Here is a 25,716-nt window from a genome sequence, read left to right on the forward strand (position 1 = left end):
CCAAGTGCAGGCATTCCGTATACCAGTTACTTGCGCCGAAAGTCTTAACCCGCCTCATTTACCGCGATGCTCATCCTCGCTTGAACCACGCGACGATAAGGTCTATCGGAACCCGCGCGGCGTAGCGCCGCACCCTTCCCTCGGAAAGTCAGGAAATCTCATGGCTCGAGCAAAGATTGCACTGATCGGGGCCGGCCAGATCGGCGGCACTCTCGCCCTTCTCGCGGGCCTCAAGGAACTCGGCGACGTCGTCATGTTCGACGTGGCGGAAGGTATTCCGCAGGGCAAGAGCCTCGACATCGCCGAAGCGTCTCCAGTGCTCGGTTTCGACGCCAAGCTCGTGGGCACCAATGGCTATGAGGCGATCAAGGGCGCGGATGTGGTGATCGTCACCGCCGGCGTGCCGCGCAAGCCGGGCATGAGCCGCTCGGACCTTCTCGACATCAATCTGAAGGTGATGCAGCAGGTCGGCGCCGGCATCGCCGAATTCGCGCCGGACGCCTTCGTCATCTGCGTCACCAATCCGCTCGACGCCATGGTGTGGGCGCTGCAGAAGGCGTCGGGCCTGCCCACCCACAAGGTGGTCGGCATGGCCGGCGTGCTCGATTCCGCCCGCTTCCGCTATTTCCTCGCCGACGAGTTCAATGTTTCGGTGGAAGATGTCACCGCCTTCGTACTGGGCGGCCATGGCGACGACATGGTGCCGCTGGTGCGCTATTCCGGCGTTGCCGGCATCCCGCTGCCGGACCTCGTCAAGATGGGCTGGACCAGCCAGGACAAGGTCGACGCCATCGTCGAGCGCACCCGCAAGGGCGGCGGAGAGATCGTCAACCTGCTCAAGACCGGCTCGGCCTTCTACGCGCCCGCCGCCTCGGCGATCGAAATGGCAACTTCCTATCTGCGCGACAAGAAGCGCCTGCTGCCCTGCGCGGCCTATCTCACCGGCCAGTATGGGATCGACGACCTCTATCTCGGCGTCCCGGTCATCATCGGCGCGAACGGCGTCGAGCGTGTGGTCGAGATCGAGCTCGACGCCGCTGAGCGCGCGATGCTCGACAAGTCGATCGCTTCGGTGAAGGAACTGGTCGGCGAGTGCCAGAAGATCGCGCCCGCCCTCGGCGCGTGAGATTTTGCCGCGACCTCCGGCGAGGCGAACCGCCTCGTCGCGAGGACGTGAACGGCCCACGGGCCGTTTCCGGGCGGCGGGAAGCTCCCGCCGCTGGCGCACCAAGCGCCGGTGCCGTTATTGCTTGTGACTGATGGTAAGCGTTTTCGCATTCCCGTGCCGCATTCCTGCGGCATTCCCGAGGTGAATACGACGCCTATATAGAGCCTACCGACTTTCGCCCCGCCCCGCAGGGCGCCGCAGTCCGCCCGGGGCACCCCCGCAGGCGATCTACGGCACGAAAGTACTGCCACCGGACCCGAACGGTCCCCCAGGAGCCGACGATGTCGCGCGCGGACGTGAACGAGACCTTCCTCAATACCTCCTTCCTCTACGGAGCCAATGCGGCCTGGATCGAGGACCTTTATGCCCGCTATGAGGCCGACCCGAATTCGGTGGATGCCGAATGGCAGGCCTTCTTCGCCGGGCTGAAGGATGCTCCGGCCGATGTGGAGAAAAGCGCCCGCGGCGCCTCCTGGAAGAAGCAGGGCTGGCCTATTCACGCCAATGGCGAACTCGTCTCGGCGATGGACGGGCAGTGGATCGAGGTCGAGAAGGCGGTTGGCCGCAAGATCGAAGCCAAGGCGTCGGAAAAGGCGCAGAAGGCTGGCGTCGAACTTTCTTCCGCCGACGTTCAGCAGGCCACGCGCGATTCCGTCAAGGCGCTGATGATGATCCGCGCCTATCGCATGCGCGGCCATCTCCACGCCAAGCTCGACCCGCTGGGGCTGGAGCCGGTACGCGCCGCGCCCGAACTCGACCCCGCCTCCTATGGCTTCCGCGAGGCCGATCTCGACCGGCCGATCTTCATCGACCATGTGCTCGGCATGGAATTCGCCACCGTCCGCCAGATGGTCGCCATTCTGCAGCGCACCTATTGCGCCACGCTCGGCGTTGAATTCATGCACATCTCCTCGCCCGAGGAAAAGGCGTGGATTCAGGAGCGCATCGAAGGGCCGGACAAGGAGATCACCTTCACCCGCGAGGGCAAGCGCGCCATCCTCAACAAGCTGGTGGAAGCCGAGGGCTTCGAGAAGTTCCTTGATGTCCGCTACACCGGCACCAAGCGCTTCGGCCTCGATGGCGGTGAAAGCCTGATCCCGGCGCTGGAGCAGATCATCAAGCGCGGCGGCAATCTCGGCGTGAAGGAAATCGTGCTGGGCATGGCCCATCGCGGCCGCCTCAACGTGCTGACCCAGGTGATGGGCAAGCCGCACCGGGCATTGTTCCACGAGTTCAAGGGCGGCTCCTGGGCGCCCGACGAGGTCGAGGGCTCCGGCGACGTGAAGTATCACCTCGGCGCCTCGTCGGACCGCGAGTTCGACGGCAACCAGGTGCATTTGTCGCTGACCGCCAATCCCTCGCATCTGGAAATCGTCGACCCCGTGGTGCTCGGCAAGGCCCGCGCCAAGCAGGATTTGCTGCGTGATGCCGAGCGCACTCAGGTGCTGCCGCTGCTGCTGCATGGCGACGCCGCTTTTGCCGGCCAGGGCGTGGTGGCCGAATGCCTCGGCCTGTCCGGGCTGAAGGGTCACCGCACCGGCGGCTCGATCCACTTCATCATCAATAACCAGATCGGCTTCACCACCTATCCGCGCTTCTCGCGTTCTTCGCCCTATCCCTCCGATGTGGCGAAGACCATCGAGGCGCCGATCTTCCACGTGAATGGCGATGATCCCGAAGCGGTCACCTTCGCCGCCAAGATCGCCACCGAGTTCCGCCAGCGCTTCCGCAAGCCGGTCGTGGTGGACATGTTCTGCTATCGCCGCTTTGGCCATAATGAGGGCGACGAGCCGGCCTTCACCCAGCCGCTGATGTACAAGCTCATCAAGCAGCATCCCTCGACGCTGGAGCTGTATTCGCGCAAGCTGGAAGCCGAGGGCGTGATCGCGCCGGGCGAGATCGACGCCATGCGCGCGGAATGGCGCTCCCGTCTCGATGTCGAGTACGACGCCGGACAGGCCTACAAGCCCAACAAGGCCGACTGGCTCGATGGCCGCTGGGCCGGGCTGAAGGCCGCTGCGGCCGAAGACGACCCGCGCCGGGGCGTCACCGGCGTCGCGCTCGACGAACTGCGCATGATCGGCGACCGCATCACCACCGTGCCGGAGGGCTTCCACGTCCACCGCACCATCCAGCGCTTCCTCGACGCCCGCCGCAAGGCGATCCTCGACGACGGCGCCGGCATCGACTGGTCGACGGCGGAGGCCCTCGCCTTCACCTCGCTTCAGCTCGAAGGCCACCCGGTGCGGCTGTCTGGCCAGGATTGCGAGCGCGGCACCTTCTCGCAGCGCCATTCGGTGCTGATCGACCAGGAAACCGAGGAGCGCCACACCCCGTTCAACCATGTGCGGGAGGGGCAGGCCCATTACGAGGTCATCAACTCGATGCTCTCGGAAGAGGCCGTGCTCGGCTTCGAATATGGTTACTCGCTGTCCGAGCCCAATGCGCTGACCATGTGGGAAGCCCAGTTCGGCGACTTCGCCAATGGCGCGCAGGTCATTTTCGACCAGTTCCTGTCGTCGGGCGAGCGCAAATGGCTGCGCATGTCCGGCCTCGTCTGCCTGCTGCCGCATGGCTATGAAGGCCAGGGACCGGAGCACTCCTCCGCCCGCCTTGAGCGCTATCTGCAGATGTGCGCCGAGGACAACATGCAGGTCGCCAATCTGACGACGCCGGCGAATTATTTCCACGCCCTGCGCCGGCAGCTCAAGCGCGACTTCCGCAAGCCGCTGATCCTGATGACGCCGAAGAGCCTGCTGCGCCACAAGCGCGCCGTCTCGACGCTGGCGGAGTTCGGGCCGCAGACCACTTTCCACCGGGTGCTGTGGGACGACGCGGACCGCAACTTCGCCACCGGCCTGCCGGCCGAAGCAGTGAAGCTGAAGGCGGACAGCGAGATCCGCCGCGTCGTACTGTGCTCAGGCAAGGTCTATTACGACCTCTATGAGGAGCGTGAGCGGCGGGGCATCGACGACATCTACCTGCTGCGCATCGAACAGCTCTTCCCCTTCCCGCTGAAGACGCTGGCGCAGGAGATCGGCCGCTTCAAGCAGGCCGAGATCGTCTGGTGCCAGGAGGAGCCAAAGAACCAGGGCGGCTGGGCCTTCGTGCAGCCCTATCTGGAGTGGGTGCTGGAACAGGCCGGCTCCGCCTCCTCGCGCCCGCGCTACACCGGCCGCCCGGCCTCCGCCGCGACGGCGACGGGGCTCATGTCCAAGCATCTGGCGCAGCTCAAGGCGTTCCTCCAGGACGCTCTGGGCTGAGCCGACCCACGACCCGCATTCGCAAGACCCGAGGGAGTGCCGGCCCCGCAGCCGGCAAACGGTGAGGAAGAACGAGCATGGCCACCGAGATCCGCGTTCCGACGCTGGGCGAATCGGTCACCGAGGCAACGATCGGCAAGTGGTTCAAGAAGGCCGGTGACGCCGTCGCCGCCGACGAGCCGATCGTCGAACTGGAGACCGACAAGGTCACGATCGAGGTTCCCGCGCCCTCGGCCGGCGTACTCTCGGAGATCATCGCCAAGGACGGCGAGACGGTCGGCGTCGGCGCGCTGCTCGGCTCCATCGGCGAGGGCTCGGGCGCGGCCAAGTCGGCTCCCGCCGCGGCGCCCGTCAGGGCCGAAGCTCCCAAGGCCGAGGCGCCGAAGGTGGAAGCGCCCAAGGCTGAAGCTGCGGCGCCGGCTGCCGCGCCGGCCGGCTCCAACGGCCCGGCCGTCGCCAAGCTGGCCGCGGAGAGCGGGCTGAACCCGGCCATGCTCGCCGGCACCGGCAAGGATGCGCGCGTGACCAAGGGCGACATGCTCGCGGCTCTGGCCGCTGCGCCGGCGCCCGCCGCCGCCCGCGCCCCGGCCGCGCCCCGCGCGCCTTCCTCGCCCGACGACGCCGCGCGCGAAGAGCGCGTGAAGATGACGAAGCTGCGCCAGACCATCGCCCGCCGTCTCAAGGACGCGCAGGACACGGCGGCGATGCTGACCACCTTCAACGATGTCGACATGTCGGCAGTGATGAATCTGCGCGCCCAGTACAAGGACGTGTTCGAGAAGAAGCACGGCGTGAAGCTGGGCTTCATGGGCTTCTTCACCAAGGCGGTGATCCAGGCGCTGAAGGACGTGCCCGAGGTCAATGCCGAGATCGACGGCACCGATCTGGTCTACAAGAATTACTACCACATCGGCATCGCCGTCGGCACCGACAAGGGCCTGGTGGTTCCCGTGGTGCGCGACGCCGACCAGCTGTCCATCGCCGAGATCGAAAAGACCATCGCCGGCCTCGGCCGCAAGGCGCGCGACGGCAAGCTCGGCATTGAGGACATGCAGGGCGGTACCTTCACCATCACCAATGGCGGCATCTACGGCTCGCTGATGTCGACCCCGATCCTCAACGCGCCGCAGTCGGGCATTCTCGGCATGCACCGCATCGAGGAGCGCCCCGTGGTGGTTAAGGGCCAGATTGTCGCCCGCCCAATGATGTATCTGGCACTGAGCTACGACCACCGCATCGTCGACGGCAAGGGCGCTGTGACCTTCCTCGTCCGCGTCAAGGAAGCGCTGGAAGACCCGACCCGCCTCGTGCTGGATCTGTGATCGCAGCGCGTGGTTGAACCGGGCGTGGCCCGGCGGAGGATGCAATGACCTATCTCAGCGAATTCGCGGCGCTGATGGCCGTGTTCGCGGTGGTAATCGTGGCGCCGGGGGCGGATTTCGCCCTCGTCGTCCGCCAAAGCGTAGTGCATGGCCGGCGCGCCGCGCTGATCACCAGCTTTGGCATTGGCGCGTCACTGCTGTTCCACATCAGCTACACCCTGCTGGGCATCGGCCTGATCGTCTCGCAGTCACTCGCGCTGTTCGCACTCATTAAATGGCTGGGCGTCGCCTATCTGCTCTATCTTGGGGTGAAGTCGTTCTTCGACAAGCCGCTCGACATCGACGAGGGCGAGCTGGCGGCGGGCGCTAGGTCGGGCCGGCCGCTCTCGCTGGGCGCCTGCTTCGGCATGGGCTTCCTCACCAATGCCCTCAACCCGAAGCCGGTGCTGTTCTTCCTCTCGCTCTTCACCGCTCTGGTGAGCCATGAGACGCCGGCGGCCGTGTCGTTTCTCTATGGAATCGGCATGGCAAGCGCGCTGATCGCGTGGTTTGCCGGCGTCACGCTGTTTTTCACCAACCCTTCCGTACGCGCCCGTTTCAAGGCGTGCGGAAGCTGGTTCAACCGGCTGACCGGCGCGACCTTCGTGCTGCTGGGCCTGCGCCTCGCGGTGCAGAAGGCCAACTGACGCAACTCGCTTTGTCGAGCAAGCCCCCAAGGAACCGACCATGTCCTCCTACGACCTGATCGTCATCGGCACCGGCCCCGGCGGCTATGTCTGCGCCATCCGCGCTGCCCAGCTCGGGCTCAAGGTCGCGGTGGTCGAGAAGCGCGCCACCTTCGGCGGTACGTGCCTCAACATTGGCTGCATCCCCTCCAAGGCGCTGCTGCACGCCTCGCACCGCTTCGAGGAGGCCGGGCACCACTTCGCCAAGATGGGCATCAAGGTCGGCACGCCGGAGCTCGACCACCAGGCGCTGCTCGGCTTCAAGGACCAGGCGGTGGAGGGCAATACCAAGGGCGTCGCCTTCCTGATGAAGAAGAACAAGATCGACACTTTCCACGGCACGGCCAGCATTCCGGCGGCGGGCAAGGTCGAGGTCGCCATGGCGGACGGTTCGCAGCAGACGCTGGAGACCAAGGCCATCGTCATCGCCACCGGCTCGGATGTGGCCAAGCTGCCGGGCATCGCCATCGACGAGACCCGCATCGTCTCTTCCACCGGCGCCATCGCGCTGGAGAAAGTGCCGGGCAAGCTGCTAGTCGTCGGCGCCGGCGTCATCGGGCTGGAACTCGGCAGCGTATGGCGGCGCCTCGGCGCGCAGGTCACCGTGGTCGAATATCTCGACCGCATTCTGCCCGGCATGGACAATGAGGTCGCCAAGTCGTTCCAGCGCATTCTGGAAAAGCAGGGCGTGGCGTTCAAGCTCGGCGCCAAGGTCACCGGCGTCGACAGCTCCGGGGACACGCTCAAGGTCGCGATCGCGCCCGCTGCCGGCGGCGAGGAGCAGACCCTGGAAGCCGATGTGGTGCTCGTCGCCATCGGCCGCGTGCCCTATACGGAAGGCCTGGGGCTGGAAGCGCTCGGCGTCGAGAAGGATGGTCGCGGGCGCGTGGTGACCGACCATTATTACCGCACCAATGTGCCCGGCATCTTCGCCATTGGCGACGCCATTGCCGGCCCCATGCTGGCGCACAAGGCCGAAGACGAGGGCGTGGCGCTGGCCGAGCTGCTCGCCGGGCAGGCCGGCCATGTGAATTACGACGTGATCCCGGCGGTGGTGTACACCTTCCCGGAGGTCGCCTCGGTCGGCAAGACCGAGGAAGAACTGAAGCAGGCCGGCATCGCCTACACCGTCGGCAAGTTCCCCTTCCTCGCCAATGGTCGCGCCAAGGCCAATGACGAGACGGACGGCTTCGTAAAGATCCTCGCGGACGCCGCCACCGACCGCGTACTCGGCGCGCATATCATCGGCGCGGAAGCCGGCGAACTGATCCATGAATGCGCGGTGCTGATGGAATTCGGCGGTTCGTCCGAAGACCTCGCCCGCACCTGCCACGCCCACCCGACCCGCTCGGAAGCGGTGAAGGAAGCGGCGATGGCGGTGGAAAAGCGCGCCATTCACATGTGAGGCGCGCGCCTCACTGCTGGAATCACAAAAATCGGCCCGGAAGTCACCTTCCGGGCCGGTCTGCATCGAGGGGAAGACGGAGGGCCGGTCAGGAACCCTTGACGTCGGTCTGGGCCGCCTTGGCTGCCTGATAGGGGCAGGCGAAAGCGGTTCCAGCAACGGCGGTGGTCAGGGCAAGCGCGCACAGAGCGGTCACGAGACGCTTCATGGAATGTCTCCTCTGATGTCGGGTCCAATGGTCCGAAGTGTCACCCACCTTCCCCAAGGTGAAAAGCCCCGTTCCGGTTTCCCGACACCATCCTGGGTGATTTAACGGCGGGCTCACGCATCCGTGTAGGTCACGGCCTCGATCTTCCAGCCGTCCGGATCGAGCAGGAAGGCGGCGAAATAGCCTTCGCCATAATGCGGCCGCAGGCCCGGCCCGCCGGCATCGCGTCCACCCGCCGCCAGCCCGGCGGCGTGGAACGCTTCCACAGCGCGACGGGTCGGGGCCATGAAGCAGAGGTGGAAGCCCGGCGGCGGGGTAATCGCGTCGGCGCGGTGCTGGATCCAGAACGGCGCCGCACCCGGCGTGCCCTCGGGCGAGGGCCGTTCCCCTTCCGGCCCCCAGCAGGCGGATTCCCCCTCCGGCTCCTCATGCGACGCCACACGCACGAAGCCGAGCGGCGCCAGCACCGCATCATAAAAGGAGAGGGAGCGCGCATAATCGCTGACCCCGATCGACATATGCTCGATCATCGGCTGAATGGGTGTCATCGGCCCCTCATTTGGTGGTGGCGCGCGGATGCGCCGCCTTCCACGCCGCCATCAGCGTCTCTGTATCGACGGCGGTATAGATCTGCGTCGTGGAAAGCGAGGCGTGGCCGAGAAGTTCCTGGATCGAGCGCAGATCACCGCCCCGCCCCAGCAGATGGGTGGCGAAGGAATGGCGCAGCGCGTGCGGCGTGGCGCTGTCGGGCAGGCCGAGCGCGCCGCGCATGCGCTCCACCGCCAATTGCACGATGCGCGGCGAAAGCGGCCCGCCCCGAGCGCCGCGAAACAGCGGCGTGGTCGGCTCCAGCTCATACGGGCAGGCGCGCGCATAAGCGTCGACCGCCTCGATCACCTGCCGCAGCACCGGCACCATGCGGGTCTTGCCGCCTTTGCCATGCACGACGATCTGGTCGCCGCGCCCCGGCTCGGGCATGTCACGTCGCATCAAGCCCAGCGCTTCTGAAATTCGCAGTCCCGAACCATAGAGCAGCGCGATCACCGCTGCGTCGCGCGCGAGAATCCACGGCTCGCGGTCATCTCCGGCCCGTGTCGCCGGATCGGTCAGCGCCCGGGCATCACGCGGCGCCAGCGGGCGCGGCAGGGTGCGTGGCACACGAGGCCCGCGCACGGCGGCGAGCGCGCCGACCTTGCCGAGCCCCTCGCGTTCCAGATGCCGGGTGAAAGAGCGCGCGGCGGCCAGGAAGCGCATCTGGGTCCGCGGCTCGATCCCTTCCGCCCGGCGCGCGGCAATCACCGCCCGCACGTCGCGGGGCTCCAGCGCAGCGAGATCGGCGAGGCTGGGCGCGCGCCCGAACTGACGAGCCAGCAGGCCGAGAAAGCTTGCGACATCGCGGGCGTAGGCCTCGCGGGTCTTGGGGGAGAGCCGGCGCTCATGGCCGAGGCGCCCGAGCCAGCCTGTCAGCGCCTCCGCAACATCCGGCGCCGCCCCCGCCAGCAGGGCACGCTCGGCGCGTGCTGCCTTCTGTGCGTCCGTGCTTGCCATGCCGCCCTCCGTACAGGTGGGCATGGTAGCGGAGTCATTGTTAAAATTCGTCATCCCGGAATTGCCACAGGCAACATCCGGGATCGCTGCCAGAATGGAGAGCGATCCCGGCTTTGCGCTGCGCTCCAGCCGGGATGACGATGTGGCGACGCCTGCTGCCGCAATGCGCTAAGAAGACGCCATGCCGAGCCCAGACGCCGCCGATTCCCCCTCCCTGTTCCCTGCGCCGGTGCGCGTGGTGGATGTGCTGCTGCCGCTCGCCCTCGGCGCAGCCTATTCCTACCGCGTGCCGGAGGGAATGGAGGTGGCGCCCGGCGATATCGTGGTGGTGCCGCTCGGCACGCGCAATATGCTCGGCTGCGTGTGGCCGCGCGCGGGTGAGGCCGCCACTGTCGATCCCGCCAGGCTGAAGTCGATACAGCGGCGCTGCGAGGTGACGCCGCTGACCCCTGAAATGATCGCCTTCATCAACTGGATCGCCGACTACACCGTCACCCCGCCCGGCATGGTGCTGCGCCTCGCTTTGCGCCATGACGAGAGCGCCGGCATCGGCCGCGAGCGGGTCGGCGTGCGCCTGACCGATCACCGCCCGGCCCGGCGCACGGCGGCTCGGGAGAAGGTGATCGCCGCGCTGGAGGACGGGTTCGTCCGCGCCAAGAGCGAGGCGGCACGAGAGGCCGGGGTCTCGCCCTCGGTGGTCGATGGCCTGATCGACGATGGCGTGCTGGAAACGGTGGTGCTGCCGCCCGAGCCGGCGGCGGAGACGCCGGACCCGGACCACGCCGCACCCGAGCTTCTGCCGGCGCAGGCAGAGGCTGCGGCCCGGCTGGTGGCGTCAGTGAAGGCGCATAGCTTCCAGCCCTACCTGATCGACGGCGTGACCGGCTCGGGAAAAACCGAAACCTATTTCGAGGCGGTGGCGGAAACCATCCGCCAAGGCCGGCAGACGCTGATCCTGATGCCGGAAATCGCCCTTACCCGGGCCTTTCTCGACCGTTTTGCCCGCCGCTTCGGCGTGCGGCCGGCGGAGTGGCATTCGGCCGTGTCGACCAAACGGCGCGGGCGGGTGTTTCGCGGCGTCGCCTCCGGCGAGGTGTCGGTGGTGGCCGGTGCCCGCTCGGCGCTGTTCCTGCCGTTCCGCGACCTCGGCCTGATCCTGGTCGATGAAGAGCACGACAACGCCTACAAGCAGGAGGACGGCGTCCACTATCACGCCCGCGACATGGCGGTGGTGCGAGCGCGGCTGGAGGGCGCGAGCATCGCCCTCGTCTCCGCCACGCCCTCCATCGAGACGGAGGTCAACGCACGGCGCGGGCGCTACACCCGCCTCGCGCTACCTGAGCGCTTTGCCGGCACCAAGGTGCCGCGCCTGGAGCCGATCGACCTGCGCCGCGAGGGTCCGCCGCGCGGCCAGTGGATCGCACCGCGCCTCGCCCGCGAGATGGAACGCACCGTCGAGGCCGGCGGGCAGGCGCTCCTTTTTCTCAACAGGCGCGGCTATGCGCCGCTCACTTTGTGCCGCGCCTGTGGCCACCGCATCAAATGCCCCTCCTGCTCCTCCTGGCTGGTCGAACACCGCTTCCGCCGCCGGCTCGAATGTCACCAATGCGGCTATGCCATGCCGGTGCCGAACCAGTGCCCGAACTGCCACGAGCCCAATGCACTCATCCCCTGCGGCCCCGGTGTCGAGCGGCTGCACGAGGAAGCGGCGAAGCTGTTTCCCGATGCCCGGCTGCAGGTGCTCTCCAGCGATCTCGCCGGCGGGGTGGAGCGGCTGCGGGCCGAGCTGAAGGCGATTGAAGATGGCGAGGTCGACATCATCATCGGCACCCAGCTCGTCGCCAAGGGGCACAATTTCCCCGGTCTGGCGCTGGTGGGCGTAGTCGATGCCGATGTCGGCCTCGGCCATGGCGACCCCCGCGCCGCCGAGCGCACCTTCCAGTTGCTGCATCAGGTCGCCGGCCGCGCCGGCCGCCACGAGGTGGAGGGGCGCGCCTTCCTGCAGACCTACATGCCCGAACACCCTGTCATGCAGGCGCTGGTGGCCGGCGACCGCGACGCCTTTTACGACCGCGAGATCGCCATTCGCGAGGAGGCGCATCTGCCGCCCTTCGCCCGCTTCTGCGCCCTCATCGTTTCCGGCACCGACGCGCATGCGGCGCAAGCCCATGCCCGCGCGCTGGCGGCCTGCTCGCCCTTCACCGACAAGGTGCGCGTGCTGGGCCCAGCCGAGGCGCCGCTGGCCCTGATTCGCGGCCGCCACCGCTTCCGCCTGCTCGCCCGCTCCGAACGCGGCTTCGATCTCTCCGCCTATGTCCGCGCCTGGATGGCCGGCGCGCCGCGCGCCACCGGCAGCCTCAAGGTCGAGATCGACATCGACCCGCAGAGCTTCGTCTAGCGACCGGCGGTGAAGCTTCGACCGATGCCGCGTTGCGTCATGACATTGCGGCACAGGCCTGCTTTTCTACGCGAATGGTAATAGAAGCCGGCGCGAGGAGTGCGACCTGATGATGAGTCTCCCCTTTTTCGGCTTCTGCGTCGCCCTGGGCTTCGCTGCCACCGGCCGGCGTGAACTCGCCCTCGCGGCCGGCTTGGTGTCGATCGGCGTTGTGCTGACGCTGTTCAAGCTGCACGCCACTTCCGCGCTTGATCTCGTGCTGTGAGGGCGGCGCCATGACACCCGAGAAAGCCGCCGTCCTCACCCCGGACCTCTCCCGCCTGCTCAACGCGCTCGGCCTCCTCGCCGTGTGCGGCGTGCTGCTGATGGCGTTCTATGACCAGTTCATCGGCGGGGAACTGCCCTGCCCGCTCTGCATCCTGCAGCGCGCCGGCTTTGTCGGCGTCGGCGTGGGCCTGGCGCTGAATCTGAAATTCGGCCCGCGTCCGAGCCATTATGCGCTGGCCATGCTGTCAGCGCTGGCAGGCGACGTGGTCGCCGTGCGGCAAACGCTGCTGCATATCGTGCCGGGCACGGGCACCTTCGGCGCCGCCTTTCTGGGGCTGCACTTCTATACATGGGCGGCGCTGCTGTTCGTCGTCATCGTTGCCGGCTGCGCCGTGCTGCTGCTGTTCGACCGCCAGTTCGCCCCCGTTCAGCGAGCCTATCGGCTCAGCGGCCTCGCGCTGGTCGCCTTCACGCTGATGGCCCTGATGGCGTTTGGCAATGGCGTGTCCACCGTGCTGGAATGCGGCGGTGGCCTGTGCCCGGACGATCCGGTTGGCTATCAACTCCTCGACGGCGAGCCGCCGGCGCCGGCGCCCGCCCCCTAGCGGCCATTGACGGGCGCGCATCCGCAGCCTAGCTTCGCGCCCATGATGATGGCGTCGATGATGAGCGCGCATTTTTGCGCGGGGCGGCGAATTCGCCGCCCGGCCGACACGCTCGGCCGGGTTGTCTGAACGCACGCCCTCCCGATTCCCGTCATCATCGGACGCTCCCATGACTGCCGCTCTGTGCCGCCACCGCCTCGTTGTCGAGGCGGACGCTCACCCCAATCTCATGCTCCGCCTGCTGGAGCCCTTCGCCATCCATGATGTCCAGCCCACCCGCATCCGGCTCGACGCGCCGGAGCATGGCATGATCGACCCCGCACAGCTCGGAACGCTGCGGGCGGAGATCGCCTTCGTCGCCGGCCCGGATCTCGCCGAGCGGCTATGGGCGCGCATTGATGTGATGGTCCCGGTCCGCACCTCGCACCTCGTCTCCAGCGCCTCCGGCGAGATCGCGGCCTAAGCGATGCTGGCCCAGCTCGGCGCCATCGCCCTCGTCGTGGCGCCGGTCTTCGGCCTCATCGGCCTCGGTTTCATCGCCTCGCTGTCAGGCCATCTGCGTGAGCGCGCCGCCGAGGGTCTGTCCGAATATGTGTTCGGCCTCGCGGTTCCGGTGCTCATCTTCAAGACGCTGGCCGAAGCGCAACTGCCGGCCGAAGGCCAGCCCTGGGGCTACTGGATCGCCTATTTCACCGGCGCCTTCACGGTTTTCGGCCTCGGCATGCTGGCCGCGCGCACACTGTTCGGCCGCGGGCATCTCGAAGGTGTGATCCAGGGCTTCACCTCCGGTCAGGCAAACACGGTGTTCGTCGGCGTGCCGCTGATCCTTCAGGCTTTCGGGCCGGAAGGGGCGGTTCCGCTGTTCCTGCTGATCGCCATCCACCTGCCGATCATGATGGTATTGGCCACCGTTCTCGCCGAAGGCGCCGCAGCCGGCCTGTCGCTGGCGACGATGCGCCAGCTCGGGCGAATGCTGGCGCTCAACCCCATCCTGCTCGGCATCTATGCCGGCGGCATCGCCAAGCTCGCCGGCTATGTGCCCGGCGGCGTGCTGAAACAGACGCTCGACATGCTCGCCGCCTCTGCCGTTCCCTGCGCGCTCGTCTCGCTCGGGCTCGCTCTCCACCGTTACCCTATACGCGGCGACATCGGCCCGGCCATCGTCATCTCCACGCTGAAACTCGGCGTCCACCCGGCCATCGTCTACGCGCTCACGCGGGTGCTGCCGATGCCGCCGGTCTGGGCGGATGTCGCCGTGGTATTCGCGGCCATGCCCTGCGGCATCAATGCCTATTTGCTGGCCCAGCGCTACCGAACCGGCGTTGCCGCCTCCGCCAGCGCGGTGTCACTGTCGACCGCGCTGAGCCTGTTCACCGTGACCCTCTGGTTCCTGATCCTCGGTGTCGGCTGACATGGAGGGAGCGCAGGCGCCCGCTCAGTTGAGCTTCATGCAGTTGGCATAGAAGGTGGTGGTCGCCGGCCAGTCGGAGAACACGCCGATCACGCCAATGTCGCGGCCGAGCACGTCGAGCAGCGTCAGCATGTCACCATCCCGGTCGATCACCGGCTTGACCGACTGGTAGTAATAGCCGCCGCCGGTATTGAGCGGACCGGAGCGCTCCAGCGACCAGCTGATGAGGCCGAGACCTGCCTTCTTCGCTTCCTGCGCATAGACCGAAGGCACGATCTTGCCGTCCTTGTGCGTCACCAGCATCCACAGCGGCGGAGCGAGGATCTTCACGCCCTTGTCCGCCAGCTCCTGCATGGAGGGCTGCCAAGTCTCGGGCTTCATGTTGTCGAAGCCCTTGCTCTCCTCGTCGCGGCCGTCGAGATAGACCGCCTGCGCGCCGAAGGCGGGTTCGGCCTTCAGCCAATAGAGCACGTCGTCGAGCCGGAAGGACTGGGCGTAGACATCGCGCGGATCGACGCCGGCCGCCTTGTACTCGTCGATCATCTGCTGGGCGTAGTGCTCCTGGCTGTAGCTGCCCTCGAACGGCATCGCCACTTCCGGCGTCTTCAGCTCCGGCGTGAACTTGAGGCCGAGCGACTTCACCAGCTCGATATATTCCTTGTGCGACATGAGAGTCGCCCGGTTCACGTAAAGATCGGTCCGCCAGCTCGGCGTGCCGTCCATATATTCCTGCGCCGTCACGCCGCGCGGGTTGAAGCCGTCCATCTTCGGCCGCAGCGACTTGAATTCCGCCAGGGTCAGATCGCTGGTGCAGCATTTGGCGCTGGCCTTGCGCCCAGTGGCGGGGTCAGCGGGCTGGAAGCCTTCCGAGCATTTTGCCGCGAGTTCCGGGCGGGCGAGAATATCCGTCGTGGTGTGCAGGTCGCATTGGGCGTGGCGGCACACCAGTTCGCGGTCCTTGGTGAAGGCCACGTCGCATTCGATCACGCCAGCGCCCATGCGGGCGGCGGCGAGATAACCCTCGCGCGTGTGCTCGGGGAACTGCAACGGCGCGCCGCGATGGGAAATGGAGAAGTTCTTCGCCGTGAACGGACCCTTGCACTGCGCCAGTTGGTCCTTCAGCGCCCCATCCTTCATCTCGCCGACGAGATAGAATGGACGCGGGCCGATCTCCACCGAACCGGTCTCGGCCAGCGCCGGAGCCGCCAGCGCGGCGCCGAAGGCGAGGACGCTCAAGGGTCGGATGGCGGGACGAAAGGTCGTGCGCAGGGCATGCAGCATGGTCACGGAGCTCTCCTGTCGGATCGGGCTCGGCTCGGCCGGCATGTCTTGGCTATCCTCCACCGGTGACAGCGGTTTGACGCGGGCTCACGCCGCTCCGTCCCCCCGGGCCGGCTGCGGCCAGCGTGCCAGCGCCTCGTGCCCGGCCGGGGTGAGCGTGTAGACACCGCGTTCGGCACGGGCGAACCAGCCATAAACATTGGCGAGCAGGATTTTCCCAGCCTCCGGCGCGTGCGGGCGCAGATCGCGCGGACGCGCCGGCCCCGCCGCCAGCGCCGCCGCGCAGGCCAGCGCCTGTTGGCGATAGGCGGTCATCACAGGCACGCGCGAGCCGCCGCCGACCGCCGGATCGCCCTGTCGCCGCCGATGCTCGGCCACCAGACGCGAGCGGCGGCGCGGGTCCTTGCGCGGCATCGGCGCGTCGGGGGCGACGAGGATCGTCACCTCGCCATCGGGCAGCACGGCAAGCATGCCGAAGCCGAGGCGGCGGCAGAGATTGCGGAAGCGCGCATCGCTCTCCCGTCCCTTGCCACGCGCGGAAGCACGCGCCGCCAGCCACACCTCATCACCCGCGCCGGCCCGGTCGACCGCCTGCAGCACGAGTTCCAGATTGAAGCTCAGCTTGAGTTCGCCGATGACGACGAGCGGCGTCTCGTCCTCGGACAGCGCCACCAGATCGCAGCCGCCGATCTCGCCTTTCACGGTGAAGCCGCGCTGTTCGAGAAAGCACTTGATCGGCAGGTAGAGCGAGGTTTCCAAGCGACCGCCTCCGCGGGTCAGGGACGGCGCGGGGGGCGCGTCGCCACGGGAGCCGCGCCCTTGGCCGGCTTCTGCGCGAGCCAGATGACGTGGCGCGCCCCGCTCTTGCCATGGGCGCGCACCCGCGCTTCCTCCACCGCGAAACCGGCGCGGCGCAGCCGCATGGTGAAGCTGCTGTCAGGGGCCGACGACCACACCGCCAGCACCCCGCCCGGACGCAGTGCGGCCCAGGCGACCGCCAGCCCGGCCGGGCTGTACAGCCCGTCATTGGCCTCCCGCGTCAGCCCGCCCGGACCATTGTCGACATCGAGCAGAATGCCGTCAAAGACGGCGCGGCCTTCGCGCAGACGCTCGGCGACATCGCCGGCGATCAGCGCGACGCGCGGATCATCGAGGCTGTCGCCGAAGATCGGCGCCATGGGGCCACGTGCCCAGTCAATCACCGCCGGGACCAGCTCCGCCACCACCACCCGAGCCTGCGCCGGCAGCACAGCGAGCGCGGCACGCAAGGTAAAGCCCATGCCGAGCCCGCCTATCAGCAGAACAGGGGCCGGGCAGGCCCCGAGCCGGGCGCAGACCAGTGTCGCCAGCGCCTGCTCCGAGCCGCTGAGGCGGCTGTTCATCAGTTCGGTCGCCCCGGCCATGATGGAAAACTCGTCACCGCGCCGCTTGAGGCGCAGTTCACCTCCCTCGGGCACGTGGGCGGTGTCGAGCAGTATCCAGGGAATCATCGAGTCGTCTCGGCGCGCGGCATCCCCCTCGGTAGCGCCGAACCGGGGCGCGGGGCAAGAACGCCCCGGCACCGACGCCGCCTCCTCAGATCAGCGGTGGGATGGCGGGGTCGATCGGCACCTCGAACACGGTCGGCCCCTTGGCGGCGAACGCCGCCACCACCCGCTCCTTCAGTACGGTGAGGTCGCTGATCCGCTCGGCGGCACAGCCGAAGCCCTTGGCGAGGCTGACGAGATCGAGGCCGGGAATGTCCAGCCCCGGCACGCCGGGCGTCTCTTCGAGCACCGCGAAGGATTTGAGGATGCCATATTCGCCATTGCGCAGCGCGATGACGACCAGCGGCACGCCCTCCCGCGCCGCCGTCCACAGGCCCTGCAGAGAATATTGAAACGAACCGTCACCGATGATCAGCATCACCGGCCGATGTCGGCCGGTGTCGCGCTCACCCAGCGCGATGCCCACGGCGGCGGGGAGGTTCCAGCCGAGCCCGCCGCTGGCGAAGGTGAAGAAGGTCGCCGGCTCGGTGATCGGCCAGTGCGTGTGCAGATCGGCCAGGTTGGAGGGCGATTCTTCCACCAGCACCGTATGCGGCAGGCGCACCTGCGCCAGCGCCGCGAAGACCTGCGCGGCCGTGGGCACGGTGCCGGTCGCCGCGGCTCTTTGTGGCGCGGGATGCGGCGCCATGCGGTGCGGCAGTTTCTCGATGGCGCGAGCCGCCGCTCGGCGCGCCACCTGCGCCGCCAGCGCCCGGGTTGCCAGCACAGCATCGCCGACCAGACTGTCCCCCACCGGTGCCCGCGCCGTCTCCGCCGGGTCGTCGCTGATATGCAGCAGGCGCAGTCCCTCGGGGAGATAGGCTCCGGCAACATAAGGGTAATAGCGGAACACCGGCGCGCCGATGACGAGGGCGACATCGTGCCCCTTCAGTCTCTCGCTGAGCGGGCCGATGGCGAAGGGCAGCCCGCCGGCATAGAGCGGGTGATCCTCGGGGAAAGGGCAGCGCTCGCTGGCCGGCGCGGCGAACACGGTGGCGTCCAGCGCCTCCGCCAGGGCGATGGCGTCTGCCCAGCCCGCGCCACGATCAATGGCCGCGCCGAAAATCAGCGCAGGATGGGCGGCGCCGGAGAGAATATCGGCGAAATCCTTCAGCCGGTCCGGATCGGGGGCAATGCGATGGCTCACCGTGCGCACCACCGCGCGACCTTCGAGCGGCTTGTCCCAGTCGTCCAGCGGCAGCGAGAGGAACACCGGCCCGGCCGGCGCCTGCATCGCAGTGGCGTAGGCGCGCATGAAGGCGGCGGGCACGTCTTCCGGCCGCGCCGGTTCATAGCTCCATTTCACCCAGGGACGCGGTAGCTGCGTGGCGTCGACATTGGTCAGCCACGGCTCCATCAGCAGCATTTCGCGCGTCTGCTGGCCAGCGGTGACGATAAGCGGCGTCTTGTTGAGGCTGGCAGTGATGAGATTGCCCATAGCATTGCCGAGACCGGCGGCGGTATGGACATTGACGATCGCCGGCGTGCCGGTCGCCTGCGCATAGCCATCGGCCATGGCGATGGCCGACGCTTCCTGCAGCGCGAGATGATAGGTGAAATCGGCCGGAAACTCCTTGAGGAAGGTCTCTTCAGTCGAGCCGGGATTGCCGAAGAAGGTCGTCAGCCCGAGTTCACGCAAAAGGTCATAGGTGACCGAACGCACGGTTGAACCAGCCATTTTTCCTCACCCCGGCCCCCGCAGGCCGCCACCACCACGCCCCGCGCGATCACCATGTCGCGGCGCCGGGCGCCCTAGCTTCCCCAGAATAACCGGAAACTCAACCTTTTCATTCGTGTACGAGCGAAAAGCCCTTGGTGCCGGCGGCGTGCGGCCCCAGCGCGTGGCCCCGCACCTCGGCCGGCGTCCATCCCTGCGCCCGCAAGGCGGCGAGGCTCTGCGAGCCGATGGACTTCGACAGCTTGCGTCCTTGTTCATCCAGCAGCAGCGCGTGATGGGTGTAGAGGGGGGGCGGCAAATCGAGCAGCACCTGGAGCACCAGGTGCACCGAGGTCGCCGCCTTCAGGTCGGCCCCGCGCACCACATGGGTCACGCCCTGCAGCGCGTCGTCCACCACCACGGCGAGATGATAGGCGGTCGGCACATCCTTGCGGGCAAGCACCACGTCCCCCCAGGCGAGCGGATCTGCGACGATCCGTTGTGCCGGGCCGCCGGTCTCCGCCACTTCCTGCCAGCCGAGCGGTCCGGCCTTCTTCACCGCCTGGGCCTGTGCCCGCGCCATGTCGAGCCGCAGCGCATGGGGCTCGCCTGCCGCCCGGCGGGCCGCGCGTTCGACCGCGCTCATCGCCTCGCGCGGAAACGGAAACAGCGGCGCGCCATCGGGATCGCTCGGCCAATCGCGCCGGCCGGCGACGACGCGGCGGATGTCGGCCCGGCTCTCAAAGCTGGGATAGACAAGGCCCAACCCGTCAAGGTGGTCGAGCGCCGCTTGGTAGTCGGCAAAGTGCTCGGACTGCCGACGCACCGGCCGCTCCCAGTCGAGCCCCAGCCAGGCTAGGTCGTCAGAGATTGCCGCCTCGAACTCCGGTCGGCAGCGGGCCGGGTCAATATCCTCGATGCGCAGCAGAAACCGCCCGCCACAGGCATGTGCCAGCGCCTCATTGAGCAGCGCGGAACGGGCATGGCCGAGGTGCAGAAGGCCGTTGGGACTGGGTGCGAAGCGAAAAGTGGGGCGGACCACGGTCTCAGCGCGCCGCCACGACCGCGACCCCGGCGCCAACCATCACCCCACCGGCGGTCCGGTTCACCCGGCGCACCATGGCCGGGCTGCGCAGCAGCCGGCGCGCCCGCCCTGCCAGCAGCACATGGCCGCCGACCACCACCAGTTCGACGGCGAGAATGACGGCGGCGAGGCTCGCGAGGTGACTGGGTGTGAGAGTGGACCCCACCACATTGGGCAGCAGCGCCACATAGAATAGCGGCATTTTCGGGTTGCCGAGATTGAGCGCGACGCCGGTCGCGAAATCCGGCAGAATCCCGCGCCGCGCCGCCTCCGGCAGGAGGGCCGGCACGACGGGTTCGGCCGTCCACAGGCGCACACCCATGTAGATAAGATAGGCCGCGCCGGCATAGCGCAGCGCGGTCATCAGCCAGCCCATCTCCTGCGCGATCAGCGAGAGGCCGCAGGCGGCGAGGATGAGGAAGATCAGCACACCGACGACCGTCCCGGCGCCATAAGCGAGGCCGGCGGTCGCGCCATGCGCGAGGGTGCGGGCGACGATAGTCATGTTGTCCGGGCCGGGGCTGGCGGCGAAGACAAAGAAGGCCGCCGTGAAGGCAAGCAGCGTCGAGGAATCCATCACCCGTCTCCCCGGACGCAGCCGCGCGTCCGGGAGGCGAGAATAGAAGCTTCGCCCTCTGGCGTTAAGCTCAGAACTGGCGCGCCACCATCATCTTCTTGATCTCGGCGATCGCCTTCGCCGGGTTCAGCCCCTTCGGGCAGGCCTTGGCGCAGTTCATGATGGTGTGGCAGCGGTAGAGCCGGAACGGGTCTTCCAGATCGTCCAGCCGGTCGCCGGTGGCCTCGTCGCGCGAATCGATCAGCCAACGATAGGCCTGCAGCAGCGCGGCGGGGCCGAGATAGCGATCGCCATTCCACCAGTAGCTCGGGCAAGAGGTGGAGCAGCAGGCGCAGAGAATGCACTCATACAGCCCGTCCAGCTTCTCGCGGTCGCCCCGCCCCTGGCGCCATTCCTTTTCCGGCGCCGGGGTCTCTGTGTGCAGCCAGGGCTCGACCGAGGCGTGCTGGGCGTAAAACTGGGTGAGGTCCGGCACCAGATCCTTTACGACAGGCATGTGCGGCAGCGGGTAGATCTTGACCGCCGAAGCGTCGACTGCGTCCATGCTCTTGAGGCAAGCCAGCGTGTTGGTACCGTCGATATTCATGGCGCAGGAGCCGCAAATGCCCTCACGGCAGGAGCGGCGGAAGGTGAGCGTCGGATCGACCTTGTTCTTGATCCAGATCAGCCCGTCCAGCACCATCGGCCCGCAGTCGTCGCGGTCGACATAATAGGTGTCGACGCTTGGGTTTCGCCCGTCATCCGGGTTCCAGCGGTAGATCTTGTACTCGGTCAGCCGGTTGGCACCGGGCGGCTTGGGCCACACCTTGCCTTCGACAAGCTGCGAGTTCTTCGGAAGCGTGAGCTGGACCATGGCGAGTGATCGTTCCCCGGCTCAGTACACCCGCTTGCGCGGCTCGATGTACTGGATGTCGTTCGACAGCGTGTAGGTGTGCACCGGCCGATCGTCGAGCCGCACCGAGCGCGTCTCGAAATCGAGGAAGGCCAGCGTGTGCTTCATCCAGTGCGCGTCGTCGCGCTCGGGATAATCCTCGCGCGCATGGGCGCCGCGGCTCTCGGTGCGGGCGGCGGCGCTTTCCATGGTCACGCTCGCCTGCGCGATCAGATTGTCATATTCCAGCGTCTCGATGAGATCGGAATTCCAGATCAGCGAGCGGTCGGTCACCCGGATATCGCTGGAGCCGGCGAACACGTCGGCGATCAGCTTGCGGCCTTCCTCCAGCACCTCGCCGGTGCGGTAGACCGCACAATTGTTCTGCATCACCTTCTGCATCGACAGGCGCAGTTCGGCGGTCGGCGTGCCACCTTCCGCGTTGCGAAAATGATCGAGGCGGGCGAGAGCGAGATCGGCCGAGCCGGAAGGCAGCTCGCGCTGCTTGTCGCCGGGTGTAAGCAGTTCGGCGCAGCGCAGCGCCGCCGCGCGGCCGAACACCACGAGATCGGTCAGCGAGTTGGAGCCGAGCCGGTTGGCACCGTGAATGGAGACACAGGCGCATTCGCCCACCGCCATCAGGCCGGGCACCACATGGTCGGGGTTGCCGTCCTTCTTGGTGACGACCTCGCCATGGAAGTTCGTCGGAATGCCGCCCATGTTGTAATGCACGGTCGGCAGCACCGGGATCGGCTCCTTGGTCACGTCGACACCGGCGAAAATCCGCGCGCTCTCGGAAATGCCCGGCAGGCGCTCATGCAGGATCGCCGGGTCGAGATGGTCGAGATGCAGGTAGATGTGGTCCTTGTTCTTGCCGACGCCGCGCCCCTCGCGGATCTCCATGGTCATGGAGCGGGACACCACGTCGCGCGAGGCGAGGTCCTTGGCCGAGGGAGCGTAGCGCTCCATGAAGCGCTCGCCTTCGGAATTGGTCAGATAGCCGCCTTCGCCGCGCGAGCCTTCGGTGATCAGGCAGCCCGAACCGTAAATGCCGGTGGGATGGAACTGCACGAACTCCATGTCCTGCAGCGGCAGGCCGGCGCGCAGCACCATGGCATTGCCGTCGCCGGTGCAGGTATGGGCCGAGGTGGCGGAGAAATAGGCGCGGCCATAGCCGCCGGTGGCGAGGATCACCGTCTGCGCGCGGAAGCGGTGGATCGTGCCGTCATCCATCTTCAGCGCGACGAGACCGCGGCAGCGCCCATCCTCGTCCATGATCAGGTCGAGCGCGAAATACTCGATGAAGAACTCGGCCGAGTGCTTCAGCGCTGCGCCGTAAAGCGTGTGCAGGATCGCGTGGCCGGTGCGGTCGGCGGCGGCGCAGGTGCGCTGCGCCGGGCTCTTGCCATAGTCCACCGTCATGCCGCCGAAGGGGCGCTGGTAGATCTGGCCCGCTTCCGTGCGCGAGAAGGGCACGCCCCAGTGCTCCAGCTCGTAGACGGCGGCCGGGGCGTGGCGCACGAGATATTCGATCGCGTCCTGGTCGCCCAGCCAGTCCGACCCCTTCACGGTGTCGTACATGTGAAAGCGCCAGTCGTCGCCGCCCATATTGCCGAGCGAGGCGGCGATGCCGCCCTGCGCCGCCACCGTATGCGAGCGCGTCGGGAAAACCTTGGTCACGCAGGCGGTGCGCAGCCCGGCCTCGGAACAGCCGACCACCGCCCGCAGCCCCGCGCCGCCGGCGCCAACAACCACTACGTCATAGGTGTGATCGGTGATGGGATAGGCGGCGCCGAGCGACGCCCCGTTGGCGGCGCCATTGGCGGAAGACGACCCGGCCATGGTCTCAGCCTCCGAAACTGATCTTGAGAACGGCGAACGCGCCAGCGCTGCCGACCGCGAGGGTGAAGAAGGTGTTGGCGATCAGCGCGAGCACCTTCATCCCCTCCGCGTGGACATAGTCCTCGATCACGACCTGCATGCCGATACGCATGTGGAAGCAGACCGAGAACAGCAGCAGCAGCAACACGATGGCGACCAGCGGGTGGCCGATGAGGGCCACCACCTGCGCCTGCTCCTGCCCCGCTGCCGCTATTACGATCGGCAGGGCGATGAGGATCAGCAGAAGATTGCCGATCGCGGTCAGTCGCTGCAGCCAGAAATGGCCGGTGCCGGAGCGCGCCGAGCCGAGGCCGGCAACCCGCCGGCGCGGCGTGCGCATGGAAGAACCGGGAGATGCGCTCATGGCTCAGCCCTTCACCAGCCAGATGACGATCCACAGCAGCACGGTCAACAGAACCGAGCCGCCAATGGTGAGCTTGGCGAATAATTCGCGCGGGCCGGGGCCGAAGCCGGCACCCGTGTCCCAGACGAAGTGACGGATGCCGCCGAGCGCGTGATGAATGAGCGCCCAGCTATAGCCCACCAGAACCAGCAGCCCCAGCCAGCTGCCGTAAAGCCCGTTCACGACGCTGAAGGCCCGTTCCGAACTGGCGGCGGCCATCAGCCAGATCACCAGCAGCGCCGTACCAAAATACAGCGCCACACCGGTGATGCGATGCACGATGGACATCATCATCGTCAGCATCGGGCGGTAGATTTGCAGATGTGGGGAAAGGGGCCGCTCGGCCGCTCCTGCCATGTCGGTGTCCCAGATCACTCAGGAATATGATGTGTGCGTAGCGGAAACGATTGCAGTTCGCAATCATTCCAAAGGTGGCGTCTATCGTTCCTCGCCGCGCGCCTTTTTCCGGTTGCGCTGCAGCAAGACCACCCTAGCGCATCCAAACCCGGCCGGGCACCCCTTTTTCGCCACGACGTCCGCCGGCGGAAAGCCTCATGAAAGCCGGCGCTGACGGGCTGTTAACCATCTTCGCCTTTTAATTGACGGAAATCCGCCGTCTCTTGGGGTTATGCGGAGCCCGCGCAGTCGAGGTCGCGCCGTCCATGCTTTTTGCGAAACCCAGATGCCTGTTTGGTGCAGCCCTGGCGGTGCTTCTCGGCCTCGGAGTGGTCGCCGCCGCCCCGGCTCGCGCCCAGTCCGCGGCCCCGACCGAGGATTCGGTGCGCACCCTCGTCTCCGGCGGCCTCAAGCGCGAATTCATCCTGCATCGGCCCGCCAGCGCGCCGCCCGGCCCGCTCCCCTTGGTCATCGCGCTGCACGGCGCCTTGCAGCCGGCCGGCATGATGCAGCGCTATCTCGATCTCGACGCGATCGCCGAGCGGGAGGGCTTCGTCGTTGCCTATCCCAAGGGCATGAACCTGTTGTGGAACGATGGGCGCAGTTCGATCGCCGGCTTCATTCCGCTGCTGCACAAGCGCGACGATGGCCGCTTCGTGCTCGACGTACTGGATACGCTGGTCGCGGAAGGCATTGCCGATCCCTCCCGCGCCTATCTCATGGGCTTTTCCAATGGCGGCTTCCTCACCGCCTATGTCGCCTGCAACTATGCCGACCGCTTTCAGGCCTATGCGACGATGATGATGACGGTGCCGGTCGGCTATTCCGAGAGTTGCCGGCCGTCGAAGCCGGTGCCGATCCTGCTGATGAACGGCACCTATGACCCCATCGTGCCGATGTTCGGCCGGCCGACGCCGGGCGCCCGCCTAATGTCGGCGGACGCCACCGCCGCCCTGTTCGCCCGGCTGGACGGCTGCGCCGCGCCGCAGATCGACAGCGCGCCGCATGCCCGCATCACCCGCTGGAACGATTGCACCCCCGGCGCCGCCGTCGCCTATTACGAGGTCGCCGGCGGCCACCAGCCGCCCGCCCAATCAACCGGCGCCGTGGATGCACTCGCCTCTGTGCTGCTGGGCCCGCGCCGCAGCGGGCTCGACGCGCCGGAAGAAATCTGGTCCTTCTTCAAGCGGTTCGGCGGCACGCCAGCGGTCGAAATTGCCGGGCACCCCACCCCGCCCGCCGCCATGAAGCCCGCACATGCCGCAGCGACCGCCCCCGCGGCGGCGGCGCGCGCGCCGGCCGAGGCCCGGCCGATCCTGCGCGAACCGACCACCCTCGCCTCCGCCTGGCAAGGCATCGTGCCCGACAACGCGCCCCCGGAGAGCGCCACCACGGCGACCGCCTATGCCGCGACCGCGGCTCCGGCATCACTGCGCCAGCCGCTCGCGCCCGGCGCCCCCATGCCGCTGCAGGCGGGCTTTGTGCAGGCCGGCTTCGTGCAAGGCGGCGCGGCGCCGCGACCGGGGGCGGCGCCGGCCGCCGCGACGCGGCTGGCCCAAGTACCGCTGCCGCCGCCCTCCCCGCTGCGCGCGCGTGCCGCCAGCGCTCAATAGCGGCTCCCGCCATCCTTTTGCCGTGAGCCCCGGCTTTACATCGAGGCTCCGCCGACCGGCCGCTGCGTCGATTCGATGACAGGCCGGGTTGACGGGTGCGGTTGCGG

At 67.6% G+C, this 25,716-nt stretch carries 23 protein-coding genes; 11 read left to right on the top strand and 12 right to left on the bottom strand.

The window, feature by feature from the left end; genetic code table 11:
- Positions 1-160 precede the first annotated feature (160 nt).
- From mdh to lpdA, 5 genes are all read left to right on the top strand, one after another.
- A complete protein-coding gene (gene mdh / locus AAC979_RS16030) occupies positions 161-1,126 on the top strand; it encodes a malate dehydrogenase (protein ID WP_371347869.1) in 966 nt (321 codons plus the stop codon).
- 323 nt (positions 1,127-1,449) lie between these two features.
- Positions 1,450-4,431: a 2-oxoglutarate dehydrogenase E1 component gene (locus AAC979_RS16035; protein ID WP_371347870.1), complete on the top strand. Its 2,982-nt coding sequence runs from the start codon at positions 1,450-1,452 to the stop codon at positions 4,429-4,431.
- Positions 4,432-4,508: 77 nt separating this feature from the next.
- The gene (odhB, locus tag AAC979_RS16040) at positions 4,509-5,753 is read left to right on the top strand and encodes a 2-oxoglutarate dehydrogenase complex dihydrolipoyllysine-residue succinyltransferase (RefSeq protein ID WP_371347872.1); all 1,245 of its coding nucleotides are present in this window, start codon (positions 4,509-4,511) and stop codon (positions 5,751-5,753) included.
- 44 nt (positions 5,754-5,797) lie between these two features.
- Positions 5,798-6,439 (top strand): LysE family translocator, encoded by a 642-nt coding sequence (locus tag AAC979_RS16045; RefSeq protein WP_371347874.1) that lies wholly within the window; start codon positions 5,798-5,800, stop codon positions 6,437-6,439.
- A gap of 40 nt (positions 6,440-6,479) precedes the next feature.
- Positions 6,480-7,883 carry a dihydrolipoyl dehydrogenase gene (gene lpdA, locus AAC979_RS16050; RefSeq protein WP_371347876.1) on the top strand — a complete coding sequence of 468 codons (1,404 nt, stop codon included), beginning with the start codon at positions 6,480-6,482 and terminating at the stop codon, positions 7,881-7,883.
- A 321-nt stretch (positions 7,884-8,204) separates the two neighbouring features.
- Here lpdA and AAC979_RS16055 read toward each other — a convergent pair whose 3' ends face one another.
- Positions 8,205-8,639, bottom strand: coding sequence for a VOC family protein (locus AAC979_RS16055; protein WP_371347877.1), 435 nt, complete (start codon positions 8,637-8,639; stop codon positions 8,205-8,207).
- 7 nt (positions 8,640-8,646) lie between these two features.
- On the bottom strand, positions 8,647-9,639 hold the full coding sequence (locus tag AAC979_RS16060; protein WP_371347879.1) for a tyrosine recombinase XerC: 993 nt from the start codon (positions 9,637-9,639) through the stop codon (positions 8,647-8,649).
- A gap of 181 nt (positions 9,640-9,820) precedes the next feature.
- On the opposite strand from AAC979_RS16060, the gene AAC979_RS16065 reads away from it, so the two are divergent.
- The 5 genes from AAC979_RS16065 (at position 9,821) to AAC979_RS16085 (ending at position 14,320) form a co-directional block, all read left to right on the top strand.
- On the top strand, positions 9,821-12,037 hold the full coding sequence (locus tag AAC979_RS16065; RefSeq protein WP_371347880.1) for a primosomal protein N': 2,217 nt from the start codon (positions 9,821-9,823) through the stop codon (positions 12,035-12,037).
- Positions 12,038-12,146: 109 nt separating this feature from the next.
- A complete protein-coding gene (locus AAC979_RS16070; RefSeq protein ID WP_371347881.1) occupies positions 12,147-12,302 on the top strand; it encodes a DUF5993 family protein in 156 nt (51 codons plus the stop codon).
- Positions 12,303-12,312: 10 nt separating this feature from the next.
- The gene (locus AAC979_RS16075; RefSeq protein WP_371347882.1) at positions 12,313-12,909 is read left to right on the top strand and encodes a disulfide bond formation protein B; all 597 of its coding nucleotides are present in this window, start codon (positions 12,313-12,315) and stop codon (positions 12,907-12,909) included.
- 169 nt (positions 12,910-13,078) lie between these two features.
- Complete coding sequence (locus tag AAC979_RS16080; protein WP_371347884.1) at positions 13,079-13,372, top strand: hypothetical protein; 294 nt, start codon at positions 13,079-13,081, stop codon at positions 13,370-13,372.
- Between the two features lie 3 nt (positions 13,373-13,375).
- Entirely contained in the window at positions 13,376-14,320 is a 945-nt protein-coding gene (locus AAC979_RS16085; protein ID WP_371347885.1) for an AEC family transporter, read from the top strand.
- A 24-nt stretch (positions 14,321-14,344) separates the two neighbouring features.
- Here the strand turns inward: AAC979_RS16085 and AAC979_RS16090 are convergent, their stop codons facing one another.
- The 10 genes from AAC979_RS16090 to sdhC form a co-directional block, all read right to left on the bottom strand.
- On the bottom strand, positions 14,345-15,601 hold the full coding sequence (locus AAC979_RS16090) for a glycerophosphodiester phosphodiesterase family protein (protein ID WP_371349079.1): 1,257 nt from the start codon (positions 15,599-15,601) through the stop codon (positions 14,345-14,347).
- 87 nt (positions 15,602-15,688) lie between these two features.
- The gene (locus AAC979_RS16095) at positions 15,689-16,360 is read right to left on the bottom strand and encodes a DUF2161 domain-containing phosphodiesterase (RefSeq protein ID WP_371347887.1); all 672 of its coding nucleotides are present in this window, start codon (positions 16,358-16,360) and stop codon (positions 15,689-15,691) included.
- A gap of 17 nt (positions 16,361-16,377) precedes the next feature.
- The gene (locus AAC979_RS16100; protein WP_371347889.1) at positions 16,378-17,091 is read right to left on the bottom strand and encodes a spermidine synthase; all 714 of its coding nucleotides are present in this window, start codon (positions 17,089-17,091) and stop codon (positions 16,378-16,380) included.
- 85 nt (positions 17,092-17,176) lie between these two features.
- A complete protein-coding gene (gene mdlC, locus AAC979_RS16105) occupies positions 17,177-18,805 on the bottom strand; it encodes a benzoylformate decarboxylase (RefSeq protein WP_371347891.1) in 1,629 nt (542 codons plus the stop codon).
- Positions 18,806-18,914: 109 nt separating this feature from the next.
- The gene (gluQRS, locus tag AAC979_RS16110) at positions 18,915-19,826 is read right to left on the bottom strand and encodes a tRNA glutamyl-Q(34) synthetase GluQRS (RefSeq protein WP_371347893.1); all 912 of its coding nucleotides are present in this window, start codon (positions 19,824-19,826) and stop codon (positions 18,915-18,917) included.
- Positions 19,827-19,830: 4 nt separating this feature from the next.
- Positions 19,831-20,445: a LysE family translocator gene (locus AAC979_RS16115; protein ID WP_371347894.1), complete on the bottom strand. Its 615-nt coding sequence runs from the start codon at positions 20,443-20,445 to the stop codon at positions 19,831-19,833.
- Positions 20,446-20,515: 70 nt separating this feature from the next.
- Entirely contained in the window at positions 20,516-21,298 is a 783-nt protein-coding gene (locus tag AAC979_RS16120) for a succinate dehydrogenase iron-sulfur subunit (RefSeq protein ID WP_371347896.1), read from the bottom strand.
- A gap of 21 nt (positions 21,299-21,319) precedes the next feature.
- Complete coding sequence (sdhA, locus tag AAC979_RS16125) at positions 21,320-23,158, bottom strand: succinate dehydrogenase flavoprotein subunit (RefSeq protein WP_371347897.1); 1,839 nt, start codon at positions 23,156-23,158, stop codon at positions 21,320-21,322.
- Positions 23,159-23,162: 4 nt separating this feature from the next.
- Entirely contained in the window at positions 23,163-23,561 is a 399-nt protein-coding gene (gene sdhD / locus AAC979_RS16130) for a succinate dehydrogenase, hydrophobic membrane anchor protein (RefSeq protein WP_371347898.1), read from the bottom strand.
- A 3-nt stretch (positions 23,562-23,564) separates the two neighbouring features.
- The gene (gene sdhC, locus AAC979_RS16135) at positions 23,565-23,957 is read right to left on the bottom strand and encodes a succinate dehydrogenase, cytochrome b556 subunit (protein ID WP_371349080.1); all 393 of its coding nucleotides are present in this window, start codon (positions 23,955-23,957) and stop codon (positions 23,565-23,567) included.
- A gap of 350 nt (positions 23,958-24,307) precedes the next feature.
- Here sdhC and AAC979_RS16140 point away from each other — a divergent pair, with 350 nt between their 5' ends.
- Complete coding sequence (locus tag AAC979_RS16140) at positions 24,308-25,609, top strand: PHB depolymerase family esterase (protein WP_371347899.1); 1,302 nt, start codon at positions 24,308-24,310, stop codon at positions 25,607-25,609.
- The last annotated feature ends 107 nt before the right edge of the window (positions 25,610-25,716 follow it).

The sequence above is a fragment of the Ancylobacter sp. IITR112 genome (assembly GCF_041415945.1).
GTDB lineage: Bacteria > Pseudomonadota > Alphaproteobacteria > Rhizobiales > Xanthobacteraceae > Ancylobacter.